The organism is Lysinibacillus sp. RS11 (assembly GCF_042019215.1).
Lineage (GTDB): Bacteria > Bacillota > Bacilli > Bacillales_A > Planococcaceae > Lysinibacillus > Lysinibacillus xylanilyticus_A.
Window position 1 is genome coordinate 4,578,966 of record NZ_CP168124.1, and the last position, 25,007, is coordinate 4,603,972.

A 25,007-nucleotide genomic window follows, 5' to 3' on the forward strand; every position below is an offset into this window, starting at 1 on the left:
GGAATGCATCATGGTGGGATTATTAACAATTGCAAAAAAGAATTTGAAGAATAATTTTTCCTTCTATTCGTTCTATTTCGTTTCTGTAGCCTTTGTACTGACGGTATTCTTCTCCTTTATTTCATTTTCCATGAACAGTATTGTTTTGGAGAAAATTTCGTCAGATGGCCGAGTAGAAACAATGTCAAGAGTAGTAGTGATGTTTGTTATGGCATTTGTATTATTCTATATGTCTTATTCTAATACCTTTTTTATGAAAAAAAGAACGAAAGAACTTGGGATTTATTCGCTCTTAGGGTATCGGAAGTCGACTATGGTAAAACTATTAACGCTCGAAAATATTTTAATTTGTTTCGCTGCTTTAATTGTTGGAATCATTCTTGGTGCTGTTGCTCATAAAGGAATTGTTGGAGCGATCGTCAAATTATTAAAATTACAAATTGAAACTTCCGAAATTCCATTTATTAATATAAACGCTGTTGTATTTACATTTATTTTTATATTCGCTATTTTAGCTGTCTTATTATTATCAAACTGGATAATCCTTCGGAAAAGTTCGTTACTGATGTTAGTACGATTGGATAAGAAGGAAGAAAAACAAATAAAAATTAATACAGCTTTCTCGTTCATTGGTCTACTTCTTATTTTGTTCGGCTATTTCTTAGCGCTTGATATGACAAGAGGAACTCAATCGTTGTGGAAAACAATAGGTTTTTCACCTATTGCACTTGTAACAATGATAAGTGTAGTTCTAGGTACTATTTTCTTTATTCATTCTTTTTTACCATTCGCTATTCAAAAATTAAAGATGAGGAAAAGTTGGTTTTATAACGAATCCAATATTATTATCATTCCAAATTTTATTTTTAAAATCCGTTCAATGGCAAAGACTTTAATTTTATTAACTTTATTAGTTTCAGGAACTTTAGCTTTATTAGGCTCTACTGTCCTGACTCTTTACCATCCAGTTGTTGCCACAGAACGTATTATTCCGTCAGCTATAGAATTCCCGGTGGAGGACAAACAACTGGCTACTGAGGCAATCAAAATTGCAGAGGGTACTGCTGGCAAAGAAAATGTGAAACACAAAAAAACAACTATTATCTATATAACATCGCCTTCTAATAATTTACCCCAAGAATACAGTATTAAGGAAGAGCCAGGGTTTGATCTCATCTCCGAATCAGATTATAAGGAACTAATACGTAATCAGGGAAAAAATGTAGAATTCGAAAATTTAAGTGAAAATGAAAGTATTTTAGTTAAATATCGACCTGACAAAAAGAAGCTAGATAAAGGGAATATTTATACCTTAAACTTAACACCTACAAATAGCGTAGATATAAAAGTCAAAGACACGACATTACTTAACCCAATAGGATTTGCCAATAGTGTCGGAACGCTTATAATATCGGACAAACTTTATAAAGAAGTAAAATCCTTCGGGTTACCAGAAAAGACGATAATCAGCATTAATGGGACGAATATGAGGGAAAGTAAAGAAGTTTACGAAAACTTAGCTCCGCTATTTAAAAATAACAACTATTTTTCAAGTAGCTACCAAAAAGTAGATTTTCTTATCCAACAAAATAGTTCAACATTCTTACTTATTAGCTTCGTCACAATTATCTTTTTTATTGCAACAGGTAGCATTCTGTATTTCCAAAATCTATCAAATGCTATGTCAAAAAAAGATGAGTTTACTATTCTACAAAGAATGGGCTATAACAAGAAAAAAGTAAAAAAAATAATTAGTAAAGAAGTTTTTGCGATCTTTAGCATCCCCTATGTATTAGGATTAGCACACAGTATTTTTGCAGTAATCACTTACAAAACCGCTTTAATGGACGACTTATTAGGAAAAAACAGCGCCTTTATATTACCTATTCTATTCGCAGTCATAGTTTTCACTCTAGTATATATCATTTATTATTTGTTAACGAAACAAGCATGTAATAAAATTATTTTTGATAGTAAATAGTAAAAAATTACAGATATAGCTGATGTACATGCATCAGCTTTATCTGTATGTAATCTAGTAAAGGTATGTGAATGGATGAAAAAGTACTATGAACACAAACAACTTTTTATTTTAATACATCAACTTTTTTTAATTATTTTTTTATGCTATGAGTTTTTGCAGGAAAGTATTATAGGAACAACAAAAATACTACCATTAATACTTATAACGATTATGGTTTTCTACGGAGCATATATCCATTTTATAAATATTAAAGAAAATAAAACACTATCGCAATTTTCTAATTTGTTAATTCTTACAGCATGGCAATTTTTACTTACCCTTAATGGAAATCCCTTTTTTTATACACTAAGCATAGTACTTAGTGTAGTCATTCTATATATGACCGTACAATTTTTGCTCGTGTTCTTTTTCCAAGATTCCAACTATATTTATAAAAAAGAAAAAGATTCGATTTTAAAAATGATATGCCTATTAACACTCATTTCAAAATTGATTAATGATACACTGTTCGCCTTTCTATTTTCATTTCAAATAATTGTAAGTTTCACTTGCATGGTCTTTCTATTTTTGAAGCATCGAAAACGAATTATATTTGTCTTAAAAAATGAAAAAAAGCATTTACTTCAATCTGTTGCGATTCTTATAGTTCCCCTTTTTGGATATGCTGTGTTGTTTGCAAATAGCCCTGAACACTTAAATAATTTTGGATGGTATACAGTCATTTTTTTACCTTTATTTAGTATCCACGCAATTGCTTTTAAAAACCATAAATTTATGAGGAAGTATTTTCTTTTAAAAGAATATAAAATGGGGCTATTATTGTTATGTTTTCTCGTTTTCATTAGTTCACTTGGCATGTTGTTTCAATTCAATATGATTACCTATTTTATTATCCTACATACAATTTTTTGGTTTGTGTTGCTTTATTTCACCTTGTTATTTCATGACATTAAAACTAAAACGCTATATTTTGATACAGAACAACCAAAAACATTCCCTGAAAGTTCTTACGTACAGCATCTTATACAGATAGTTAAAGAAGAGAAGTTAAAAGTTTCTTTTTCAAATTATTTACATGATGAAATATTACAGGATATATTAGCCGTAAAAATTATGATGAATAAATCTAATAAACAAGAGGTTCGTGAAATAATCGTGAATACGCTGGATGACTTAAACTTGTCTATCCGTGAACAGATGCAGGAATATCACCCGACCATATTAAAAACGCTCACATTAAAAGAAAATTATAGTAATTTAATTAATATGATTCAGCAGAAATTTGGAAATAAAAATATAGACATCACATTTAACTGCAATGATGATTTCTTTTTAGTTGAACCTTATCATTTAGTTATATATCGAATAGTAAAAGAACTAGTAACAAATGCGTTCAAACATTCTAAATGTACTAATCTGGTAGTAAAACTTGCACTGAATAATGACGAAATAGAGCTTATAGTAAAGGATAATGGGATTGGTCAAGTAGATCATGAAAATTATGAACCTAATGACCATAGAGGTTGGGCTTCTATCAAAGAGCAGTTATTTTTATTGAATGGCAACATGTTAATTTCAAAATGTTCCCCTTCTGGCTTATGTATTACTATTGTTATTCCCATGAAAGGAGATGAATCCTATCAATATTTTATTAATAGATGATCACGCTCTGTTTGCTAAAAGTCTTGAGATTGTCTTAGCAGATTCCCCTGAAATAGAACAATTTCATTCATTACAAAATATTGAAAATGTCATTTCAGTTATCAATGAAATTAAACCTACAATTACGTTAATAGATATAAATTTAAGTAACATCAGTAGTGAGGACGGACTAGGATTAGCAAAGAACATTTTAGCTAATAAATGTTCTACAAAAATAGTCATATTAACAGGGTATGATTTGCCTGTTTATCGGTATGAAGCTCAAAAAATTGGCGTCAGCGGGTTTATTAATAAAAACATTATGCCAGATAAGTTACTACAAACTTTAGTAGAAATTAATGAGGGTACCTACTATTTTCCGTTACCCGCGGATTATATCGAGGAATTGACCGACAGTGAAAAACAAATATTACAATTGCTATGCGATGGATATAAGCGTAAAGAAATTGCATCTATGTTATTTGCAAGTGAACGTACAATTTCAAACCATATTCAGCATATATTTAATAAGCTAGATGTGTCCTCCTCGCTAGAGGCAGTGACAAAAGGAATAAAATTAGGCTATATTCAGCCAAATTATTAACAAATGTAAAAACAGAGCGTGACAATCACAATGATGAAGTCATGCTCTGAAATGTCACATATATGGTTTTACGTAATAATCAACATATCATTATCATCAAACTGCCACATGTCTCCGTAGGCCACTTCCCAATAATAGCCGTTTGGATCTTGAAAATAGCCACTATAGCCTCCCCAGAATACTGTTTCGGGTTCCTTCACGATTGTTGCTCCTGCTTCTTTAGCCAAATCAAATACTTGATCAACTTCTTCTTTAGACTTTCCGTTATAAGCAAGTGTCATTCCGTTAAAGCCGTTGCCGATCGCTGGTGGATTTGCTTCGTTAATATCTTTTGCTAAACGGTCAATCGGAAACAAGGAAATTTTTGTTCCTCCATTATTAAAGAAAATAACATCAGGATTTGTTTCTTCCCCATAAACAATCACTTCAAATCCTAGACCTTCTCGATAAAATCTAAGTGACTCGACCATATCTTTTACACCCAATGTGATTAAATTTAAACGGTTCATCTCACGATCTCCTTTATAAAAGTCTTAATTACTTATTCTCTTTTTAGCATTGAATTCCCTTTTCGCCTTTGTAAACCACTCATTTTGCTACAGACTAAATACTTTATTAAAGCTGAACCATGTGGACAAAGAAAAATTTCTTACGATGAACCTTTGATATCTCACAAAAGTAACCTCCACGTTTCTATGAAACCAAAAAGTGCGTACTTTATTTTGCATTGGCATGAAAGCATAATAAGTAAGCAACGAAGCACTAATAAAAATCGGAGGACAGAACAATGATTAATCATTTACAAGATAAAATTACATTAAATAACGGCTTACAAATGCCTGGTATGGGGCTAGGCGTATTCCAAGTACCGAATGATGTTACAGCAGAAATGGTGAAAAATGCGATTGAGGTTGGTTACCGTAGTATTGATACTGCAGCTATTTATGGTAATGAAGCAGGTGTCGGTGAAGGAATTAGACAAGCATTAGCATCTACAGGTCTAAAACGTGAGGATTTATTTATTACGTCTAAAGTCTGGAACGATGGCTTGAGCTATGAAGAGACAATTGCAGCATACGAAGACAGCTTAGAAAAATTAGGGCTAGATTATTTAGACTTATATCTCATTCATTGGCCAGGTAAAAATAAATTTGCCGAAGCTTGGAGAGCACTCGAAGATTTATACGAGCAAGGGAAAATTAAAGCTATCGGGGTATGTAACTTCCAAGTTTCACACTTACAGGATCTTCTTAAAATAGCTCGTATCAAACCAGTTATTAACCAAGTGGAACTTCATCCACGATTACAACAAACTGAAGTACGTTCATTCTGCGAAGAACACAATATCCAAGTGGAAGCTTGGGCACCATTAATGCAAGGTGGACTTCTTGATAATGAAACTATTTCAAAAATAGCTGAAAAATACGGGAAATCAAATCCTCAAGTTATCTTGCGCTGGGATATTCAAAATGGTATCGTCACAATTCCAAAATCTGTGCGCAAAGAACGTATGATTCAAAACGCTGATATTTTTGATTTCACACTAACTGATGAAGAGATGGCAATCATTAACGCCATGAATCTAGATCAACGTGTTGGACCAAACCCAGATGAGTTTGATTTTGTCATGTAAACAATAGCTATGTAAACGTGAAAGAGACTGTCTTATTTTCTTCTCTTAGACAGTCTCTTTCCAATCTATTTAAGATGTATGCTTAATCGCGATATCTTCATCACGTTGCATTAACAGTACATCTTCACCTTTATCTTGTAGCACTTCGATATGTTTTTCACCCCAAGTGCAAAGCATGTTCAGCACAGGGTCCATCTCTTGACCATAAGGTGTTAACGAATATTCAACTTTTGGCGGTACCTGATTGAAAACCTTGCGATTAATTAACCCAGACTGCTCTAATTCACGTAATTGGCTCGTTAGCATTTTTTGCGAAATGCCTGGAATCAATCGGCGAAATTCATTCGTACGAATCTTACCATGGTGGTTAAGGTGACAAAGAATAATAGGTTTCCATTTGCCCCCAATGACTTCAAGAGTGGCTTCAACACCAATATTATAAACTTTTTTCATTGTAAACCCCCTGTAATATTCAAAAGTAACTAAAAGTACCCTATATGACTTTTAGATGTATATGAATATTACTATATACTATAAAAAAATCAAAGGAGATATTATTAGAATGAAAGATACAAAAGTGCCGAATGCCAAACTAACATTACTCGCACTTGCAATCAGTGCATTTGGTATCGGCTCTACAGAATTTATAAGCGTCGGACTTCTTCCATTAATTACAAAAGATTTTGATATAACATTAAGTACTGCAGGTTTAACCGTATCCATATATGCACTAGGTGTAACTATTGGTGCACCGCTTTTAACAGCATTAACATCGCGCCTTAGTCGCAAAAATGTGTTGCTGCTCGTCATGGTACTGTTTATTATCGGTAACTTACTTGCAGCCTTAGCACCCTCATTCTTATTACTACTAACTGGGCGTGTTATTTCAGCATTGGCACATGGTGTGTTTAGTCCATCGCCTCTGTTATAGCTGCAGATGTTGTGGCACCTAATAAACGAGCAAGTGCAATAGCTTTTATGTTTACAGGACTAACATTAGCAACTGTGACTGGTGTCCCACTAGGAACTTTTATTGGACAAGTAACTGATTGGCGAATGTCGTTTATTTTCATAGTTATCATAGGTATTATTGGATTAATTAGTAATGCCCTACTTGTACCTAGTCAATTGTCTAAAGGGAATCCAATATCTATTCGAGATATCGGGAAAGTATTAGGGAATATAAGAATGCTCTTAATTCTCTTTATTACTGCAATTGGATATGGTGGCGCATTCGTTGTATACACCTATGTTTCTCCTATTTTAGAGCAGTATATGGGCTACTCACCTAAAGCAATTGTCGTAATCTTAGTTGTATATGGTATTTGTGTTGCCATCGGTAATACATTAGGTGGTCGTTTTGCGAATAATAACCCTTTACGTGCTATCTTTTTTATCTTTATAGGCTTAGCATTAGCACTACTCGGCATCAACTTCTTTTTAGAATCAACAATCGTTGGATTAATAATGGTCTTTATGATGGGGCTATTTATGTTTATGAATGTACCGGGATTACAGCTTTATGCCGTTCAGCTTTCAGAAAAATATATACCATCAGCTATTTCAATGGCTTCAGCATTAAATATTTCAGCCTTTAACATTGGTATTTTTCTAGGTTCGTACATTGGAGGAATCATTGTTCGCCACCAATCATTAGCTCATACTCCTATATATGGATTCGGCATGGTGATGATTGCCGCGGTTACTACGTTCCTATGGTTACTCTTTGATAGAAAGAAGCAATAGATCCCTTGCTATGTATTTATTAGAATAAAATGATGAAAGGAAGCTTTAACAATAGCCAGGGCTTCCTTTTGTTATTCATCCTATTTAAGGAACGTAGCATCAAAGTATGCCTTGAAATTTGGATACAGATAGTCTAATGACGCTTTAATATCGGCGTTATCATCAAATAAAACTTCATGTTCAATTTCATATATTGCACAAGTTTCTTCATCTGCATTGTCATTTAAATCAATGCAAAATATTTTTCCATACTCTTCATCCCATGAAAACGGAAGATATCCTAAACTACATAACGATGGATTATACATATCTCTAACGTTATTTAAAGGTTCATTAACACTTTGTTCCGGTATGACATCAAAATAATGATGATACGTTGAAATAAAGGCTTTATACCATTCAGGAAATGGAAGTCCGAACTCTTTTTCTAAAGCTTGAATATCATCTTCCGTTACTATAGAAGGGACCAGCTTCCATCTTGACCATTCTTCATCAGTATCTGCTAATTTCATCTCAACAGGAACATCCGGACGCATCCATCTGCAAAATCCATCTTCCGAAACCTGATTATAGTGCTCGTAGTAAACTTCAAAACCTTTTTTTATATATTCACGAATATTCATCTTTAAACCCCTTTTTATCTCAGAGTAAAATCTTTTCTCCCTAATCCCCTACAGTCCTAGGTTTTTCACATCAGTCACTAACACCTAAAACATTTTTATACATAAGATAGAGTATCAACTATAGGATAGGAGGAATTTAGTTGTATTACAATCCTTATCCGTATTTTGTCTACCCTAACTATTATCCAACATGGGCAATGGCCACTCAACAACCTTCAAGATATCTAGCAATGCCGACGAACCCAGCAAACAGCAATCCATTCCCACCCGTCAATATAAATAAATTGAAGACTTCTGCGAAACGAATTAAGGCCATTATGCAGCAAGCACAATTACTTACGGATAAAATTGACGAATCCGAGCAATTTGCCCATGATCTGATGAACGCAGCACAACTGTCAAATAAAACAGAAGTTGAAAAATTAATTGCGTCGACAGGTATTACCATCAAATTCGAAACTAACTATACACCAGATGGGATCCGTATAATATTTACTGACAGTGACTGTTGTAAGCTCACCTTAAATTTGACCTGGTGAGTTTCATCTAATCTATAAATTACCACAAATTGACACTCTGAAGGTTCTGGAAATTTTTTAACTATGTATCCCTATTGAACTTGTAAACTATAAATAAATATGCTAAAGTATTCGTAATCTATTTCTGAAAATTCTTATATTACTTTTTCTTATCAAGAGAGACGGAGGGATTGGCCCTATGATGTCTCAGCAACCAGCCTATAGGTATGGTGCTAATTCCAATTGGCGAAATCAGCCTTGAAGATGAGAAGACTTACTTAGTTGCTTTGCACAAGGGTCCTCTTTCTACAAGGAGGGCTCTTTTTTATATTCACTAGTAAGTAAAGTCTAAGCATCCAAAAATAATTACAAGAAAGCAGGAAAATATTATGACAAACGACCTTTTACAAGCACTTCAACTATTGAAATCGAAAGAATGGATAGATTTAACACATACATTTGGTCCTAATTCACCTCATTTCTTTATGTTTGATGATGCAAAATTTGAAACATTATTTTCCCATGAGGATGGTTTCTTTGCGCAACAATTCTCTTTCCCTGGGCAATATGGAACACATATCGATCCACCTATCCATTTTGTGCGAAATACACGCTTTTTAGAAGAATTGGCGTTAAAAGAACTTGTCCTACCACTAATCGTTATTGATCAATCTAAGGCAGCCGAATTGAATAACGATTACACATTAAGTATCCAAGATATTCTTGACTTTGAGGCTGAATATGGGGAAATTGAAGCGGGTACCTTTGTTGCGCTTCGTACTGATTGGAGTAAGCGTTGGCCAGATAAAGAGGCTTTCAGCAACAAAGATGCTGATGGTAATAATCATATTCCTGGCTGGGGATTAGAAGCGTTACAATTTTTATTCAACGAACGAAACGTTAGTGCGATTGGTCACGAAACTTTTGATACGGATTCAGCAGCTGATTTTCGTAAAAACGGTAAGTTAGATGGCGAATATTTTGTGCTTGAGCAAGATACTTACCAAATTGAACTTATGACAAACTTGGATAAGCTACCTCCTAAAGGTGCTGTTATTTTCAATATTGTACCAAAACCTGAAAAGGCCTCTGGATTCCCTGTGCGTTCATTTGCAATAGTGCCTTAAAAATAGCAATAGGTCTGAATCAAACCATGATAGGTATTGAATCAGACCCTTTTTATTTAGGTGAATTCCTTTTTTTAAAAATAAAATAAACGATCAAAATTATTATGATGAACAATGCTATAAGATACATACTGTAGCGGGATAAATATAACCCAACATAACGCCATTCCTCCCCAAGTACTTCTCCTAAGGTAATAAAAGTAAATGTCCATATAATTGCTCCCGTATAAGCAAAGAAAGCAAACTTTTTAAAAGGATAATTATTAATAGCCGCAATATATGCTGTTAGATGACGTACACCAGGAATAAAATATCCGACTACTAATAATATCGGTCCTATTTTTGCAAATAATTTTTTAGTAACGTCAATTTTCTGTTCAGTAATATGGATTTTTGGACCGTATTTTCGCAATAATGGTAGCCCGAATCTATAGCCTATATAGTAGCTTAAGGTAATTCCCCCTGCCGCACCTACCACAGCGCTGATTAGAGCTGGAATATGCGAGAGAGTTTCTCGATATACGCTATATCCTACATAGGTTAAAAATATCTCATCAGGAAGTGGCAGCCCGACAATCCCTCCAATTAGGATAAGAATAATGCCAAAATACCCGTAATGTTCAATAAGAGATTGCACATGATGCGCCATAAATCCATCCCACCTAAAGCATAATGATTTCTTTTCAATGTTAGCTTTATAATAACTCAAAGTAGACAGCATTATGAGTATTATAACGTTCATAAAGTTTTCCCCAACGTATAGTGGCTAGTCCATGCTATAAATATAGTTTTCTTAAACTATTATTTGTAGCTCACGTAGAGCAAACTCAATACCACCATCAGTTGATTTCTTCGTTATAAAATCAGCGACATTTTTTAAGGCTTCACTACCATTGCCCATTGCAATACCAAAGCCAACCTGTTCCAGCATGTCGATATCATTATCTCCATCCCCAAAAGCAAGTGCTTCCTTAGGACTCAAGTTGAAATAATCTAGTACAGCTTGAACAGCAATCGATTTGGAAACATCTTGCTGCAAAACATTTGTAATGTACGGATGCCATCTTTTGAACAATAAATGAGGGAATTGTGATGCATATCTTCTCTCTATCTCCTCATCGGCATATAGACACATTAAATATACCTCTTGCGTTAAAATATCTTCATTAATAACGGGAAACTCTAGCAAAGATAATGTCTCTTGCATAGCTGTTAATGTCTCTTTCTCTTGGACGTTATTCATCGATAATTGTTCTGTAAAAAACGAGAGACTTTGTTTATTTTCTTCAGCAAAAGCCTTAACTACTTGGACAATTTCTTTTGCAATAGGTATTTTATGTATTACTTGATCTTGATGCTTAACATACGCGCCATTAGCCGTAATAAACGTCTCTATTCCTATGTTTCTTAACTGTTGGCACATCGATAAAGGTCTTCCTGTAGCAGCAACAATACGAATTCCTTTGTTTATTAATTGTTGTATAGCCTTCCTTGTGCTTTCTTCTATACAGCCATCTTCATAATTAACAAGCGTTCCATCTACGTCAAAAAATACAATTTTATAATCCATCGTTTGCTCCTTATCGTTTTATATAATTTTTAACCGGGTGTGTAAATTTATTATCCATTTCCATTAATCAGAGGATCATCAACATAACGTGTGGTTGATTTCCGTTCCGACCGGGCGCTTTGTAGCTGTCGCTTTGCTTTCGCTACAGATAAAACATTTGCCGCTGACGCTTCGCTTTCGCGCAGATAAAACATTTGTTGTTGCTGTCGTTGCACTTTCGCACAGATAAAACATTGTTGCTGTCGCTTCGCTTTCGCACAGACAAAACCCAGTTGCTGCCGCTACGTTAGCACTACGCTTTCGCACAGAGCAAAGCTTCCTGGGGGCGTCCGATGAGCCGCTTCGCTGCGCTCCAGGGTCTCGGGGCAACAGGATGTTGGTCACGAAGGCGTTATCACAGGACGTGATGCTCTTAGCCTTCGTTCCTCTATCGCTAATCCCCAAGGAGTCGCCCAGTCTCCACTCCAATCAACTTATATACATGGCATACGCTTCCCTACTTTTGTTGATGATTCCAATTAGAAAATGCAAAACAAGTTCAAGCTGCTTCATTGTCACTGTCTCTTCACTTAAGAATCCTTTTTTAGTCAAAAATATCCCTATATTTACCTAATCAGTATATCTCTAATTTTACATGAATAATTGAAAAGATGGCATTTTTCTTCTTATATTACAGATAGTTAATTTAACCTATATAAGCTATTGTAAAATATAAAAATTAGCAGCAATTTAGTTAAACATTTGTACATAATTTTACAAACTAAAATAAATGTGTAACTTATTTCAACTGCACAGATAAATACTATTACGAATACGTTTCACAATTTCAAAAGACTAAAAAAATAATGCTCATTTTAATTTTTATAATTCTAAAGGAGTATACCAAAGAACACAGAATTGTTAATATAGAAGATAGTTAATTAAACATATTGGACGATATAATCATCGTATACATAGAACAAAAGAAATAATAACCTAATTGGATGTAAAGGAGTTGATTCTTATGGCATTTAACATTTACTACTATGAAAGTAGTGTGGATTGCAAGTTTTGTAAAAAGCATTTTACCACATATAAAGTACGTCCCAATCGTTATAAAGTAGTCGATGAGCAAACAGACTTCATGCCAGTCTATGAAGGTTTAAATCCGCTGTTATATGAAGTTGCTGTTTGTCCGCATTGTGGCTATGCCTATCACAAATCTATGACAAGAACTTATGGGCCTTTTATGCTTCTTATTGATGAGCTGTACATTAAAGAACTCCAAAAACCTATGGATATATGTAAGGAACGTACTATCGATGATGCCATTATAAGCTTTAAATTAGCTTATCTTGTATCAAGAGCATCCATGGAAGAATCACTTCTTATGGCCAATTTCGCCCTGAAAATAGCTTGGCTGTATCGCTTAAAAAATGATGATCAATCGGAAATGCACTACCTCTTTGCGGCTAGAGACTTTTACAGTAAATCTTTTGCTTCCAATCAAGAGGGCGGAGAACGAATTCAATTTTTGCATGCTGAAATAAGCCTCCGACTTGGTGATATTACTGAAGCGAAGAAAGGTTTCTCACGATTAATTGCGGACCGAAATGTTTCCAATAAATATCGAAAAATAGCACGTAATCGTTGGGAAAACTATAAATATGACGTGGAGCCTATTAATGTGAATGAAGGTGTAAGCGAAATCATCAACTGAAGTAAACGAGGAGCGGAATAGACATGCAGCTATTTACAAAAAGAATTGATGTGAGAGAAGAAGATATTTTTTCAGAATTACATCATTTTTTACTAAGAAAAAATAATCGCTATTTAACGAATGATGAAGTAGTTGCAATAACAGGGGTTTCATCCGAGCTACTTTATAAATGGGTAAAATCAGGGAAATTAAAAAAATCAATTTTTCCTAATTTAGGCGCACCTTGTGAACGATGTGGACAGATTACTCAAGCAAAAATCTGTGTTAGCTGCTCATCAACCATCGTTAATACATTAAAGCAAGAGGAAAAGGATCGTGCATGGTTCAACCAAATACAACGAAATAATGTAAGAGCTAGCACGTATCACTATAAATAATAAATAGCATCTGCAAAGCGTGCTCTATCATTGCACTTACTTAATAGATTCAATAATGGCTCATCACCAAAAGTTTTGGATGACATTTGTTAAAACATATACTATGTAAATAAGTTGATTGGAGTGGAGGCTGGGTGACTCCTTGGGGATCAGCGGTAGAGGAACGCGAGTGAAGCGGCTCATCGGACGCCCTCAGGAAGCTTTGCTCTGTGCGAAAGCGAAGCGACAGCAATGTTTTATCTGTGCGAAAGTGCAACGACAGCAACAACAAATGTTTTATCTGCGCGAAAGCGAAGCGTCAGCGGCAAATGTTTTATCTGTAGCGAAAGCAAAGCGACAGCTACAAAGCGCCCAGTCGGAACGGAAATCAACCACACGTTTTGGTGACGAATCTCAATAATGGAAATCAACCCAAAATTATCACAACAAACCAAATTTAAACAAAATTTAAACAAATACCCCCTTTACTTTAAACTTACCAACCTATAATTAGCCTTAACATAAAGAGAAGGACTGATAGAAAGTGTCAAAAGGGAAGAAGCGTAAGGTTTTATTATCATTAAGTATTGCGTTGACAAGCTTTGCAGCGTTCAACGGAGTATCAAATGCATCAACAGCAGTTCCGGCATTAGAAGAGCGTGTAGCTGTAGAGAACAATTCGGAAGTAAAGCAAGCCCGCACATCCAATGAGACATTACAAGATTGGAAAAAGTGGACAAACGACCATGCCTATAGCTTAACGTCTATTCAGCCTGAAACAGTTGGTCAACAAAAAATCTCGTCAGATAAATTTGAAGATTTAGAAATGCTTAAGCCTTTATTACAAGATAAACGTATTGTTTTTTTAGGGGAAAGTTCTCATGGTGTGGCTGAATTTAACCTAGCAAAAACACGTATTATTCAATTTTTACACCAAGAAATGGGCTATAACGTTCTTGCCTTTGAAAGTGGTATGGGGAATGCCATGAATGCCCAAGGTCAAATTGATAAACAAACAGCGCAACAAACAATGAAGGATGCTATTTTTGGTGTATGGTGGTCGAAAGAAACACTACCGTTATTTGAATATACTAAAAAAACACAGAATACAGATCAACCATTAAAATTAGCAGGCTTCGATATTCAACAGCAAGGTGCATTTACGAACGGTGACTGGCTACAAAATAGTCAGCTCGCAAAACAGTTCAGTGAAGCAGAGAAGCAACTTGCAGAATGGAGCTTCGGTAAGGATTTAAAGGGTTATCAAAAGGCAAAACCAAGCATTATCGAAGTATATAAACAAGTAAAATCACAAGTACCGCTTAAAGAAAAAGAGTTAAAAGCGGCTTATCCGAGCGAGCCTCATATTGTAAAGCTTATGGAACGTACTTTAGCTGACCGTATCCGTTTAGCAGACGAATATGTAGAACTATGCATTCAATCAAATATTGATCTAGAACAATATAACCCTGAGTCTTTTTATAAGACAATGGAATGGCGTGACCAAGCAATGATGGAAAACTTACTTTGGTTAGCGGAGGAGGTTTATCCAACTGAAAAATTTATCGTCTGGGCGCATAATGACCATATTCGTAAAGCACAATCCGAAGTAATGGGTTCTCCTTATCCGGTAAAATTAATGGGTGAGCGTCTACCAGATATCTACAAGAAATATAGCTATGTGCTTGGCCTTTATATGGCTGGTGGTGAAACATCAGACAATCTGGGGGAACCTATGGCCGTTTTACCGCCAATAAAAGGATCTATCGAGGATATTCTTTCATCGACAAATAAACCATACACATTTATCGACTTACGCAATCGTCAAAATGAACGAGGAAACTCATGGATGTTTGAGCCACGCTTATCGTATAGCTGGGGATCCATGCAAGAAAGCCTTGTTCCACGCGATCAATATGATGGCATTCTTCTGATTGATAAAGTAAGTAAACCAAATTATATAAAGTAAAACTTTAATCAGTGGGTTTTCTTCATCCCCACTGATTATTAGTCTTTACCAATCGGGCTTTTACGGGCAGTCCTTTCTTTGCCTTCATTGAATTTGGAGGTGCAGTCTTGTACCTGACTTTTCGCTTTCGGTACAGACAAATTACTGCCCGTTAATGCGGGATAAAATAAGGATATAAAAATAGCAAACTAGTTCATTCTTCTAGTTTGCTATTTTTTTAAAATTTAAGTATCCATCGAAATTGTATCCCAAGCTTCATCGCGATGCCCTATCATCCAGAACAACCCTCTACGTCTTTCCATGACGATACTTTCATTCATATTCGCAGGAGCTGTGTGTTCTTTTATCCGACTATCTACACAAGCCCAATGGTATCTGTAAATCTTGTCGGCCTCATCCAAAATCTCTTCCTGACTTCGCATAACAGTTTGTAGATAAAACTGTTCAAACGTTTCACAGTTAGAAACAACTTTAATGGCATGCTCGCAATCACATACTTCATCAGGAACATCAAGCTCTTCAACTAAGCCAAGAGCCCAAATAAGCGTCCAATAAGCCTCATATTGCCATGAAATATTAATGGCCTCTTGCACACCTGGTTGTGAAGCTTGTAAAAAGTCTCTTTCATTGCTAGTTAGATCGTCTTCCACTTTATATGTACGTAACATATTGATGAAAAAGTCTCGCGATTCTTCCACATTTCCACCTTGCGCTACATCACAGGCAAATTGAATGACAATTAACAGGGCTACAGCTCTTCTAGCAATGTCTTCTTGGCTTTTAAACTGACAAGCCTTTATTGTTGGGAGTTGAGGAAGGGAAGCTGTATATGGAATAGCTTTTTCTTTTAAATATGCTATCGTTTTATTTTTTCTTTGTTCGCCTTCTTCTGATGACACCTCTTGTCCCCCTACTTTTCGTGTACAAGCGTGGGGTCTAAAGTCAGATGGTCCTGATTGCCCGTCAGGATAAACAATAACCGCCCCTTCATCGTCTAATAAAGTGCCATTCGGTAAAAAGCCTATGCCACCTATACTCGATAACAACCTCGAAAATAACTGCAGCTGCTCTTCATTTATCTCTTTTTCTGATTCAATAGCAATCACTGTATTTAAAACGGATATTTGAGTCAACACTAATTCTTTTAAATGATCATCTTCAAAAGGAATGTTATCGTAATACCCCATCATCCCAGGAATGTTTTTAGTGAAGTAATCTGGATTCGTGTCTTCAGATATGACTCTTATTATAAATTTATGTTTTTTAAACAATGCTTTGGATTTTATCGAATACTCATTTTCACCTTTAACAATAGCAAAGCCCTTTGCAAAAGCATCTGAAATTTTTAACTCGATATCATCAATGTCATTTTTAGAAGCAAATATCGTGAAATGGTTCAATCTTCTCTCTCCTTTACAATGAATTATCCAAACCTTCGAGTGCTTGGCTAAATAGCTGTTTGTTTTTTCTTAGTATTTCATTTTCTTTCCAAAAGCTAAGCAATTGTCGCCATTTCTCCTTATCTATAAGAGTCGTTGGTTTCATTCCTTTCTGCATCATTTGACATACTGTGCGAATAGCCGTAAGTCGCTCTACTTCACTGCCATTTAGCCATTCAAATAGTGTCTCTGCACTTGGCTGTGATTCCGAAAAAAGTGTGTCCCACCCATCTATAGGAAATGCAACATAATGCTTCATCCACGTTATAATTTTTGGATTATGGAAATGGCGTAGTCGATGTAAAGCTGTATAGGCATCAATTTTCTGTTTCTCGATATCTAGAAGAACAAGAGATAACCCTTCTTCTGCTGGTAGACAATAGGCTGTTAAAAAATCACGAATTGAGCTAAGGAAATCATTTTGGTCTTTCCAAAGCGTTCTTACCCAGTCTCTTGCCTCCACTGCACAGACATTTACTAATACTTCACTCCAAGCTTTTTTATCAGCTGGTGGCAGTGCTTGTTCAATTTTACTCCGAAGTGCATGATACACTTTCGATGCATCAAACTGCGCAAAGGCTTCCTGTATACTAGCATCTTTCACCCCATGCATGGATACATAAATTAATAATGACTCTAAATTGAACATCGCTTGCTTAACAGTTAGTGTTAAAAATTGTTCAAGCCACTTTAGCCATATTTGAGAGCTAGTTAGGCTTAAATCCAATCCACCCTCACTACAAAACTGTCGATGCTGTCCACAATCTGCTCCTATACACCCTAAAGTCGTAACTCGCTCTATATAATTATGAAAGCCCCCTGCAAGTAGATCAAATTCATCCTCCTCATGACTCCAATACCAAACAGAGCCATCCTCAATCCTAATAAGGAGCGCATCACCGTTGCCAGCCGTATGAAACTGTAAATATAGTTGTTCGTCTAAATTTTCATCATCTCCCCCAAAACAAGGGAAATCTAGCTCTTCCAAGCTCCAACCGAAGTCACCAGAAGGCGTATTATCTAGTTCAATAGGAAGCAGCGCCTCGTCTGGTAATGACCAATACACCCCCACTTGTTGAGAGCAATGTCGTAATAAATCACGTAACTCAGAAGGAATTCGAACGCCAAGCCGCTCTTCTACTATTATTAGCTCTTGCTCTGTAGCTACAGGCTTAATCTCAAGCGGATGTACCCAGGCCCCTTGCTGTTCTAGCTGTTTTAATAAATGATGCCAACGTTCAATCCACATCCTATTTCCTCCCCCACGTTAAGAAAGATACTTTTATTTAAGTTTGCACCAAGTATTACTATTATTTATAGATTCTCTACTATATCGTCAGGAAATCATTCACTTATTAGGATTAGACTTCAATTTACTTTAAAACACTAGGATTTTACTTCCATTAAAGCGCCATACACATGCTAAATTGCTTACCTTTACTAGTTCTTTTCTAATTGTTTAGAGTGACTCTTTCTAATAGTAAGTTGTTGATAAGCAAAAACGTTATCAACAACCTTTTTTAATTTCCACCATAATTTTCGTTACATATTCCTCCTCACGATTTTTAATAACGGCATCATAAATATATTCCTCATAAACGTACTGCCCTAATTCGTAACCTTTTTCTCGCATGACTTTAAATAATCGCTCGTATGTTTCACCAAGTGTAGTGGCCAGCCCTACGTGATAGCCAACGATAAAATTCCCTTCAATCGCTTTAAAATAGGGATGGCCCTCTCTCGGCTGTGGCTGCTCTATATATAAGTAACTATAATTATCATAGTTTCCGGCTAATACTTGCTCTCTTCTTGTCATACCTCCAATAGGATAACCCGTGTCTAATTGAGAGCGGTCTAATTCATCTATAAAGTCTGAAACAGCCTTCGTAAACTGCTCCTCCTTCGAATCCTCGATATTTTTACTTAAATACAATGTTGCCTCTGGCAGATGCTCGATCGTAATGCTATCAAAATCAAGGTGTAAGGCTTCCTCTGTTAAATCGATTTTTACATCGATAATGTTTTCAATCATCTCAAGCTCTCGACGTTTTTTCGCTACAATGTCCTTTTGCTGTCGCATCAAGTCTAAGAAATTTTCAGGTGATTTTTCTGCCATGTATGTTTGAATATCCTTTAAAGACATACCAACTGCCTTTAATAGCTCTATCACACTAAAAAATTCATATTGCGCAATGGAATAATAACGATAGTCCTTACTATCCTTCATGATTGGTGATAATAAACCAATTTGATCGTAGTAAATGAGTGTTTGTTTATTCACCTTACAAATTTTAGCGAATTCACCAGTTGTAAAATATTTTACATTTTTATTAAACATTTTTAAATTTCCCCTCCTTGACTATATAGTTACTATATACATTAAATTGTAGCTATTCGCAATCAATTATGCTACGGCAAAATTGCGTCCGGAATCGTCTATTTCAGCGGATTTCTGGACATCTACTGAAAGAAATTATAAACAGAAAGGTTTTGACATTATGTTCACGGAAATTCGTGACATTACAGCTTTAAACAAAAAGGAAATTTTATCATTACGCATTGCAGATAATCAGCAGGATTTTATTGAGAGTACCGTGCAATGTTTGGCGGAGGCAGAAGCTGATACACGTTTTATTCCAGTCGGATTGTATAGAGAGGACATTGCAGTTGGCTTCGCTATGTATGGTGCGTTCCCATATAAGAACAATACGCAGCGTATTTGGTTAGATCGCTACTTCATTGATGAACGCTATCAGCACCAAGGATTGGGCAAATACTTTTTACAACAACTTATTAAATATTTAGTAGCTAACTTCAGCTGCCAAAAAATATATTTAAGCGTTTATGACAACAATATAGTAGCCATTCAGCTATATGAAAAATTTGGGTTCGTTTTTAACGGTGAACTCGATGAAAACGGCGAAAAGGTAATGCTATTGGAGGTACATGCTCATGACAACCATTAATCCTATTGAGACCAGGCCACTAAAGCCATTATTTTTATCATACTTATTCCCAGCGATGATTGGCATGTTGTTGATGTCAGTAAATATTTTAGTGGATGGTATTTTCGTTAGTCACGGAGTTGGACCAACCGCTCTAGCAGGAGTAAATATCGCCGTACCAATTTTCTCTATTTTGCTATCCATTTCCCTTTGGATTGGTATGGGTGGAGCTACGCTATTTTCAATCTCTCTCGGTGAAGGCAATAAGAAACAAGCACACCAGCTTTTTACATTAGCATTTACAACCATGGTCGTTGTGGTTATGGCAATCGTCCTATTACTTTTATTAAATTTAAAGGAAGTTTCCTATATATTCGGGGCAAGTGATGCTACCTATCCTTATGTCCAAGAGTACCTACATGTTATTTTAGTATTCGGTGTTTTTTATACGATTGAAAACCTATTAAGCATTTTTATTCGCAATGATGGTAATCCAAAGCTCGCCATGATGGGCTTAATTACTACATCTGTTTTAAACATTATATTAAACTATATCTTTATTTTCGTGCTCGATTATGGCGTAACAGGCTGTGCCTTAGCTACATCTCTTTCCACAATAATCGGTATGTCCGTGCTCTGCCTTCATTTCTTCAGAAAGCAATCCGAATTAAAATTTGTACGTAATTTTTTCAGCCTATCTGATTTAAAGAAAATGTTTGCTATTGGGCTACCAAGCTTTATCGTTGAAGCTTCTGTCGCCGTAATGGTCATTTTATATAACGTGACATTTTTACATTATTTAGGATCAAACGGAGTTACTGCATACGCCATGATTAACTATATTCATACGGTACTGTTAATGGTATTCCTTGGTATTGGCATGGCTCTACAGCCTCTAGTTAGTTATCACCACGGCGCCAAATTAACAGAGAGATTAACAGCGCTGTTGAAAATCGGTATTGCCACTGCCCTTATTTTAGGTTTAACTACTGCCATCATCGCTATGTTATTCCCTTCACAGCTAATAGCACTATTTGGTGATAGCACGCTTGAAATTCGCAACATGGCGGCACAGGGCTTTACACACTTTGCAATTGGCTATGTATTCCTTGGTATGAATATGGTGTTTGCGGAATTCTTCCAATCGATTGAAAAAATCCGACTTGCAACTACCATTATGTTATTACGGAGCATTATACTATTTATCCCTACGCTCATACTGTTACCTAAATTGCTTGGCCCACAAGCTATTTGGTGGACCTTCCCTGTCGCAGAAGGCATTACTGCATTGCTCATTTTTATCTTTCTGAAGAGAAAAGCACATACGATTTTCTCAGAGAGGAGCAGCTTAAATTAGTGCTATAAACGAAGAAGAAAACCCCTTTCGATTATTGTTTCGAAAGGGGTTTAAATTGTTTAATTTCTATTTTTCACAAGCCCAACCATCTTTATCTCTGTCAAGCTTATCTTGATAGGCAGGGTGACCTTTTTTCACACCATTAGGACATTTTTTGTTTAATTCTTTACAGTTTTTAAATGTCTCTTTCGCTTGTACATCAGCATTAAATGATGTGACTGAGAATACTAAAGTTGCTGTTAATAAAGTTATAAGTAGTTTTTTCACTATAACACCTCCTAATGGATAATATTACAGAATATAGAATACAGAAACAATACTAAAGTAACAGACTTACTGAAAGAAAATACAAAAAGGACCTTAAATAGGCCCCTTTTTCTTGATTATTATTCGTTTAAATATTTAATGACAGCCATTTCTTTACCAAAGCGATCACCATAATCTTTGAATCCCAAGCTTGAATATAAATAATGTGCACCTTTATTTTCTGGATGATAACCTACTATAATTTTTTGCGCATTTGGTAATTTAGCTATTTCTGCAATCATTAGCTCAGTAGCTGCTTTCCCTATACCCTTACCTTGAAAATGCTTATCTATCATAATTCTATATATCCAATAGCCATCAAGCTCTTCTATTACAGAATTAAACATTAAGAAACCTACTACTCGCTCTTCAAAATAAATAACGTATGGTTTTAATGTTGGGTCAAACTTTGATTGTGCTATTGAAATAGCGTTTGGTTCAATATAATCTCTTTGCTCTTCTGATATTTGTAATAGGCAACACTCATACCAATTCTCTGCATTGACTTCTACAATTTTCACAGCATTCTTATTCATACATTTTTCCCCTTCCGAATTCAGGGAAACGCTTCATATCATTGTTAATTATGCGTTATCCCCCAGTATTTCATCATAAAAACAGTTTTGTTTGTCATAATGACCGCCCCCTTTAACTGTATTTCTATAAAAGTATATCATATTTTACCATTTGTAACTCTTATTACTTAAATATAGAAAAATCTTGTATTTTTATCTAGGACTCTCCTTTTTTAAGAAACTAGTTAAGGCATTTCTCCATAAAGATTAAGTCATCCCTTTTATAACCCTGTTTTTCATAAAAGTCTTGAACATTATGATTACTTAATTCAATTAATAAATTTACTTTTTCACAGCCAACTTGCCTTCATGCCTTCCAATGTATCCGAACGTGAAGGTATTAATCCTGATTTTCGCCATAAGTCTACCACCTGCTCAAAATCATCTAAATCAAAATTACGAAATTGTATATTCTCCCCTCAGATTTATTTATGACGATCTATCATAAAAAAATCCAGCACTACTAAATCAGCGCTGGCAACGATCTATATTTTCTAATGGTTCTTTTTTAGTTCCATATATTCATCACGAAGAATACTCATAATAATTTCATCAGAATACTTATCGTTCATATATAAGGATTGCCTTAGTATGCCTTCCTTCTTGAAACCTACCTTTTCGTACGATTTTATCCCCCGGAGATTATGGGAGTACACTTGTAATTCTAAGCGATTAAGCTGAAGCTCCTCGAACGTGAATTTTTGAGTAAGCTGAACCGCTTCAGCCCCATATCCCTTGCCGCAATTCTCTATACTGTGTAAAGCTATACGGAACATGGCCTTTTTATTGTCCAAATCTATTTCCATAATGGCTAAATCACCAATAATTTGACTATTCTCTACTAAACAAATAGCAAAATCATAACGTGTGGAATCTTCGCTAAATCGATTCAAAGCCTCTTTAATCTGACCTTTCGTTAAAAGGTGACGAGTGCCCGTCATATACATAATTTCTTCATTTTGAAAGCACATGAAAATACTATCTACATCATTTTCAGTAATTGGTCTTAAAAATACATCTTGTCCTATAATCATTAAAAACCCCTCCCTTGAACTATATTAAAAGGGATTTCGATTAGAAATAATATGCCTAGTTCCTTTAAGAAACGTTTTAGACATACGAAAAGCACCAACATTTCAGCTGTTAGTGCTTCTACGAGTTACCTTGTATAAACAATTTTTTTAATCGTTTCTACCGCTAGATGATGCTGGGTAGATAGTTGTTCAATTGAAGTTCCATTCGTAAACGCTTCTTTTATCGACTTATTTCTACCTTCAATATATTTCTTTGTGCCTGAACGTGCACCCCACTCTAAATAAGTGTTTTCTATTTTAGGAATATAAATCATTTCACCTTGAACATATTTTTGGATTTCTAGTAAAAGCTCTTTCGGTAAGATAACTGAAGCCTTCTTATAAGCCATATTGCCAACCCCTCATTTTTATATTGAAAATAAAATAAGGTAGCAAAGCTAATTTTATAAGAAATACTTCGAGGCAAATAATCAATTATGCCTCACCACCTATAGAAGTGGGAGACTTTTGCTGAAAGAAGTTAAAATTTACCCCATGCAAAGTATTGCCATATTAAAATTAAGCTTTGCATGGGCTGCTTCCGTATCTAGGAAATTACTATATTCACTCACTTCTATCCCCCCTTACGTTGTCAATTTATTCAAGTTTATCTTAGCATATATATTTTTTTCAATTAACAAAGACAAAAAGGAATCATACACACTTGATTCCTTTTTGAACAAAAACTTTATTCACTTTACTTACCTGGCACTGCCGTGGCATGTTGCTCTTCACCCTCTGAGGACGTAACCCCCAGAATATCGAGTAAGAACATAAATAATGGGATACCGATAATTAAGCCCCACACACCGAAGAAATGCTCTGAGAAGAGAATAACGATAAATGTATAGAAAATCGGTAAATCTGTCTTCGCCGACATAAGCTTTGGATTTAAGAAGTATGCCTCTATAGCATGTAAAATCATAACAATAACCAAGATATAAAAAATGTACATGAAACCACCGATACTGTATGCAATGATACTTAGAGGAATCAAAGACATAATGACCCCTGCGACAGGTACTAACCCTAATATAAAGAGCATAATCCCTAATGCAATCAAATGTGGGAAGCCCATAATATATAGGGCAATAACAGATAAAACACAATTGACGGCTGCAATTATAAATTGTGCCTCAATCACTTTACCAAAAGAACGAATGAATATTCTTGAGAAATATTGTAACTCATAGTAAAGGTGACTCACTTTACTATCCTTAAATTTCGCTGTAAATTCCGTAATACGTTTCTTCTCAAGCAAAATAAACAAGCTTAAAATTAGGGCGATGAACACATGTAAGATGATTTTACCAATATTCGTAATATTTTTAAGAGTTAGGTCCACACCCTGCTCTAAATATTTGCCAAGTTCAATTTTCTCAAAAGTTGGAGCTAAATACCTTGTAATCTCGTTATCATCTGGATCGAGACTAAAGCTAGCAATAAGGTCAAAAAGCTGCGTAATTTGTTGGGTTACGACGGGCAAATACTTATAGATAACAGCCACAATCCCTGCAACAAGTAAAAGATAGAGGGTAACTGTCACGGCTTTCTCGTTCATTGGTACATACTTTCTAATCTCTTTTGTTGTCTTTGTGGTAAGCTGATTCATCAAGTAAGTAATAATGAACGTGAGAAGAACAAGATTAATCATACTTCGCATCAAATATAGTGCAACAGCGATCCCGACTAGAATTATAAATCGTTTAAATCCATTACTTCGAAAGAAATTACTCATGTATTCACTCCTTCTACAATACGGCTTCGCTGTCTTTACTGCCTGGGTGTCGCTATCAAATGAACATAAGCAAGTAAAAAATTGATGTAAAACATTACGTATCA

25 protein-coding genes, 2 pseudogenes and 1 riboswitch are annotated in these 25,007 nt (G+C 35.2%); of the genes and pseudogenes, 13 read left to right on the forward strand and 14 right to left on the reverse strand.

Annotation, left to right across the window (positions count from 1 at the left end):
• Window positions 1–13: 13 nt before the first annotated feature.
• From AB9L17_RS23630 to AB9L17_RS23640, 3 genes are all read left to right on the forward strand, one after another.
• Window positions 14–1,981, forward strand: a complete 1,968-nt coding sequence (locus AB9L17_RS23630; RefSeq protein WP_375200832.1) for an FtsX-like permease family protein — start codon at window positions 14–16, stop codon at window positions 1,979–1,981.
• 75 nt (window positions 1,982–2,056) lie between these two features.
• Window positions 2,057–3,646 carry an ATP-binding protein gene (locus tag AB9L17_RS23635; RefSeq protein WP_375199875.1) on the forward strand — a complete coding sequence of 530 codons (1,590 nt, stop codon included), beginning with the start codon at window positions 2,057–2,059 and terminating at the stop codon, window positions 3,644–3,646.
• A complete protein-coding gene (locus AB9L17_RS23640) occupies window positions 3,615–4,229 on the forward strand; it encodes a response regulator transcription factor (protein WP_375199876.1) in 615 nt (204 codons plus the stop codon). Before AB9L17_RS23635 ends, AB9L17_RS23640 begins: the two co-directional genes overlap by 32 nt.
• A 68-nt stretch (window positions 4,230–4,297) precedes the next feature.
• Here AB9L17_RS23640 and AB9L17_RS23645 read toward each other — a convergent pair whose 3' ends face one another.
• On the reverse strand, window positions 4,298–4,738 hold the full coding sequence (locus AB9L17_RS23645) for a VOC family protein (RefSeq protein WP_068985027.1): 441 nt from the start codon (window positions 4,736–4,738) through the stop codon (window positions 4,298–4,300).
• Window positions 4,739–5,016: 278 nt separating this feature from the next.
• Between AB9L17_RS23645 and AB9L17_RS23650 the strand changes: the two genes are divergently transcribed.
• Window positions 5,017–5,862 carry an aldo/keto reductase gene (locus AB9L17_RS23650; protein ID WP_368638346.1) on the forward strand — a complete coding sequence of 282 codons (846 nt, stop codon included), beginning with the start codon at window positions 5,017–5,019 and terminating at the stop codon, window positions 5,860–5,862.
• Between the two features lie 69 nt (window positions 5,863–5,931).
• On the opposite strand, the gene AB9L17_RS23655 is transcribed toward AB9L17_RS23650, so the two are convergent.
• Complete coding sequence (locus tag AB9L17_RS23655) at window positions 5,932–6,315, reverse strand: winged helix-turn-helix transcriptional regulator (RefSeq protein WP_068985029.1); 384 nt, start codon at window positions 6,313–6,315, stop codon at window positions 5,932–5,934.
• Window positions 6,316–6,424: 109 nt separating this feature from the next.
• Between AB9L17_RS23655 and AB9L17_RS23660 the strand changes: the two are divergent.
• Window positions 6,425–7,608: pseudogene (locus AB9L17_RS23660) on the forward strand (MFS transporter).
• 80 nt (window positions 7,609–7,688) lie between these two features.
• On the opposite strand, the gene AB9L17_RS23665 reads toward AB9L17_RS23660, so the two are convergent.
• Complete coding sequence (locus tag AB9L17_RS23665; RefSeq protein ID WP_375199877.1) at window positions 7,689–8,231, reverse strand: SMI1/KNR4 family protein; 543 nt, start codon at window positions 8,229–8,231, stop codon at window positions 7,689–7,691.
• 140 nt (window positions 8,232–8,371) lie between these two features.
• Between AB9L17_RS23665 and AB9L17_RS23670 the strand changes: the two genes are divergently transcribed.
• Window positions 8,372–8,770 carry a hypothetical protein gene (locus AB9L17_RS23670; protein ID WP_068985032.1) on the forward strand — a complete coding sequence of 133 codons (399 nt, stop codon included), beginning with the start codon at window positions 8,372–8,374 and terminating at the stop codon, window positions 8,768–8,770.
• Between the two features lie 146 nt (window positions 8,771–8,916).
• A riboswitch (SAM riboswitch) is annotated at window positions 8,917–9,020 on the forward strand.
• A gap of 118 nt (window positions 9,021–9,138) precedes the next feature.
• Window positions 9,139–9,876, forward strand: a complete 738-nt coding sequence (locus AB9L17_RS23675) for a cyclase family protein (protein ID WP_375199878.1) — start codon at window positions 9,139–9,141, stop codon at window positions 9,874–9,876.
• Between the two features lie 52 nt (window positions 9,877–9,928).
• Here AB9L17_RS23675 and AB9L17_RS23680 read toward each other — a convergent pair whose 3' ends face one another.
• From AB9L17_RS23680 to AB9L17_RS23690, 3 genes are all read right to left on the reverse strand, one after another.
• Window positions 9,929–10,525 (reverse strand): DedA family protein, encoded by a 597-nt coding sequence (locus tag AB9L17_RS23680; protein WP_374967630.1) that lies wholly within the window; start codon window positions 10,523–10,525, stop codon window positions 9,929–9,931.
• A gap of 144 nt (window positions 10,526–10,669) precedes the next feature.
• On the reverse strand, window positions 10,670–11,446 hold the full coding sequence (locus tag AB9L17_RS23685) for a Cof-type HAD-IIB family hydrolase (RefSeq protein WP_068985035.1): 777 nt from the start codon (window positions 11,444–11,446) through the stop codon (window positions 10,670–10,672).
• Between the two features lie 78 nt (window positions 11,447–11,524).
• On the reverse strand, window positions 11,525–11,752 hold the full coding sequence (locus tag AB9L17_RS23690; protein ID WP_375199879.1) for a hypothetical protein: 228 nt from the start codon (window positions 11,750–11,752) through the stop codon (window positions 11,525–11,527).
• A gap of 697 nt (window positions 11,753–12,449) precedes the next feature.
• On the opposite strand from AB9L17_RS23690, the gene AB9L17_RS23695 reads away from it, so the two are divergent.
• The 4 genes from AB9L17_RS23695 (at window position 12,450) to AB9L17_RS23710 (ending at window position 15,470) form a co-directional block, all read left to right on the forward strand.
• Window positions 12,450–13,145 (forward strand): DUF2225 domain-containing protein, encoded by a 696-nt coding sequence (locus AB9L17_RS23695; RefSeq protein WP_068985037.1) that lies wholly within the window; start codon window positions 12,450–12,452, stop codon window positions 13,143–13,145.
• Window positions 13,146–13,168: 23 nt separating this feature from the next.
• Entirely contained in the window at window positions 13,169–13,522 is a 354-nt protein-coding gene (locus AB9L17_RS23700; protein ID WP_068985038.1) for a hypothetical protein, read from the forward strand.
• A 142-nt stretch (window positions 13,523–13,664) separates the two neighbouring features.
• Window positions 13,665–13,922: a hypothetical protein gene (locus AB9L17_RS23705; RefSeq protein WP_375199880.1), complete on the forward strand. Its 258-nt coding sequence runs from the start codon at window positions 13,665–13,667 to the stop codon at window positions 13,920–13,922.
• 123 nt (window positions 13,923–14,045) lie between these two features.
• Entirely contained in the window at window positions 14,046–15,470 is a 1,425-nt protein-coding gene (locus AB9L17_RS23710) for an erythromycin esterase family protein (protein ID WP_223555870.1), read from the forward strand.
• 224 nt (window positions 15,471–15,694) lie between these two features.
• On the opposite strand, the gene AB9L17_RS23715 is transcribed toward AB9L17_RS23710, so the two are convergent.
• The 3 genes from AB9L17_RS23715 to AB9L17_RS23725 all read right to left on the reverse strand — a co-directional run bounded on the left by AB9L17_RS23715 (window position 15,695) and on the right by AB9L17_RS23725 (window position 19,247).
• Window positions 15,695–16,870, reverse strand: a complete 1,176-nt coding sequence (locus AB9L17_RS23715) for a DUF4272 domain-containing protein (protein WP_375199881.1) — start codon at window positions 16,868–16,870, stop codon at window positions 15,695–15,697.
• Between the two features lie 13 nt (window positions 16,871–16,883).
• Entirely contained in the window at window positions 16,884–18,158 is a 1,275-nt protein-coding gene (locus tag AB9L17_RS23720; RefSeq protein WP_223555873.1) for an SMI1/KNR4 family protein, read from the reverse strand.
• Window positions 18,159–18,416: 258 nt separating this feature from the next.
• Window positions 18,417–19,247, reverse strand: a complete 831-nt coding sequence (locus tag AB9L17_RS23725) for a MerR family transcriptional regulator (protein WP_223555875.1) — start codon at window positions 19,245–19,247, stop codon at window positions 18,417–18,419.
• Between the two features lie 160 nt (window positions 19,248–19,407).
• On the opposite strand from AB9L17_RS23725, the gene AB9L17_RS23730 reads away from it, so the two are divergent.
• Together AB9L17_RS23730 and AB9L17_RS23735 are read left to right on the forward strand one after the other, a co-directional pair.
• On the forward strand, window positions 19,408–19,875 hold the full coding sequence (locus AB9L17_RS23730; protein WP_068985044.1) for a GNAT family N-acetyltransferase: 468 nt from the start codon (window positions 19,408–19,410) through the stop codon (window positions 19,873–19,875).
• A complete protein-coding gene (locus AB9L17_RS23735; RefSeq protein WP_223555877.1) occupies window positions 19,862–21,211 on the forward strand; it encodes an MATE family efflux transporter in 1,350 nt (449 codons plus the stop codon). The genes AB9L17_RS23730 and AB9L17_RS23735 overlap by 14 nt, the downstream gene beginning before the upstream one ends.
• 66 nt (window positions 21,212–21,277) lie before the next feature.
• Here the strand turns inward: AB9L17_RS23735 and AB9L17_RS23740 are convergent.
• The 5 genes and pseudogenes from AB9L17_RS23740 to AB9L17_RS23760 form a co-directional block, all read right to left on the reverse strand.
• Window positions 21,278–21,397, reverse strand: a pseudogene (locus AB9L17_RS23740) (excalibur calcium-binding domain-containing protein); the annotation flags it as partial.
• A 200-nt stretch (window positions 21,398–21,597) separates the two neighbouring features.
• Window positions 21,598–22,053: a GNAT family N-acetyltransferase gene (locus AB9L17_RS23745; protein WP_068985047.1), complete on the reverse strand. Its 456-nt coding sequence runs from the start codon at window positions 22,051–22,053 to the stop codon at window positions 21,598–21,600.
• A gap of 533 nt (window positions 22,054–22,586) precedes the next feature.
• Window positions 22,587–23,126: a GNAT family N-acetyltransferase gene (locus tag AB9L17_RS23750; RefSeq protein WP_223555879.1), complete on the reverse strand. Its 540-nt coding sequence runs from the start codon at window positions 23,124–23,126 to the stop codon at window positions 22,587–22,589.
• A gap of 125 nt (window positions 23,127–23,251) precedes the next feature.
• Complete coding sequence (locus tag AB9L17_RS23755) at window positions 23,252–23,515, reverse strand: CD3324 family protein (RefSeq protein WP_068985049.1); 264 nt, start codon at window positions 23,513–23,515, stop codon at window positions 23,252–23,254.
• Window positions 23,516–23,862: 347 nt separating this feature from the next.
• Entirely contained in the window at window positions 23,863–24,903 is a 1,041-nt protein-coding gene (locus tag AB9L17_RS23760) for an AI-2E family transporter (protein ID WP_068985050.1), read from the reverse strand.
• Window positions 24,904–25,007 lie beyond the last annotated feature (104 nt).

What these genes read in the sequence shown, in the direction of transcription:
- AB9L17_RS23675 (WP_375199878.1), top strand. Translation starts at nt 9,139, where the DNA reads ATGACAAACGACCTTTTACAAGCACTTCAACTATTGAAATCGAAAGAA.
- AB9L17_RS23680 (WP_374967630.1), bottom strand. Translation starts at nt 10,525, where the DNA reads ATGGCGCATCATGTGCAATCTCTTATTGAACATTACGGGTATTTTGGC.
- AB9L17_RS23645 (WP_068985027.1), bottom strand. Translation starts at nt 4,738, where the DNA reads ATGAACCGTTTAAATTTAATCACATTGGGTGTAAAAGATATGGTCGAG.
- AB9L17_RS23725 (WP_223555875.1), bottom strand. Translation starts at nt 19,247, where the DNA reads ATGTTTAATAAAAATGTAAAATATTTTACAACTGGTGAATTCGCTAAA.
- AB9L17_RS23665 (WP_375199877.1), bottom strand. Translation starts at nt 8,231, where the DNA reads ATGAATATTCGTGAATATATAAAAAAAGGTTTTGAAGTTTACTACGAG.
- AB9L17_RS23720 (WP_223555873.1), bottom strand. Translation starts at nt 18,158, where the DNA reads ATGTGGATTGAACGTTGGCATCATTTATTAAAACAGCTAGAACAGCAA.
- AB9L17_RS23760 (WP_068985050.1), bottom strand. Translation starts at nt 24,903, where the DNA reads ATGAGTAATTTCTTTCGAAGTAATGGATTTAAACGATTTATAATTCTA.
- AB9L17_RS23650 (WP_368638346.1), top strand. Translation starts at nt 5,017, where the DNA reads ATGATTAATCATTTACAAGATAAAATTACATTAAATAACGGCTTACAA.
- AB9L17_RS23755 (WP_068985049.1), bottom strand. Translation starts at nt 23,515, where the DNA reads ATGGCTTATAAGAAGGCTTCAGTTATCTTACCGAAAGAGCTTTTACTA.
- AB9L17_RS23750 (WP_223555879.1), bottom strand. Translation starts at nt 23,126, where the DNA reads ATGATTATAGGACAAGATGTATTTTTAAGACCAATTACTGAAAATGAT.
- AB9L17_RS23700 (WP_068985038.1), top strand. Translation starts at nt 13,169, where the DNA reads ATGCAGCTATTTACAAAAAGAATTGATGTGAGAGAAGAAGATATTTTT.
- AB9L17_RS23635 (WP_375199875.1), top strand. Translation starts at nt 2,057, where the DNA reads ATGAAAAAGTACTATGAACACAAACAACTTTTTATTTTAATACATCAA.
- AB9L17_RS23735 (WP_223555877.1), top strand. Translation starts at nt 19,862, where the DNA reads ATGACAACCATTAATCCTATTGAGACCAGGCCACTAAAGCCATTATTT.
- AB9L17_RS23640 (WP_375199876.1), top strand. Translation starts at nt 3,615, where the DNA reads ATGAATCCTATCAATATTTTATTAATAGATGATCACGCTCTGTTTGCT.
- AB9L17_RS23745 (WP_068985047.1), bottom strand. Translation starts at nt 22,053, where the DNA reads ATGAATAAGAATGCTGTGAAAATTGTAGAAGTCAATGCAGAGAATTGG.
- AB9L17_RS23655 (WP_068985029.1), bottom strand. Translation starts at nt 6,315, where the DNA reads ATGAAAAAAGTTTATAATATTGGTGTTGAAGCCACTCTTGAAGTCATT.
- AB9L17_RS23695 (WP_068985037.1), top strand. Translation starts at nt 12,450, where the DNA reads ATGGCATTTAACATTTACTACTATGAAAGTAGTGTGGATTGCAAGTTT.
- AB9L17_RS23685 (WP_068985035.1), bottom strand. Translation starts at nt 11,446, where the DNA reads ATGGATTATAAAATTGTATTTTTTGACGTAGATGGAACGCTTGTTAAT.
- AB9L17_RS23730 (WP_068985044.1), top strand. Translation starts at nt 19,408, where the DNA reads ATGTTCACGGAAATTCGTGACATTACAGCTTTAAACAAAAAGGAAATT.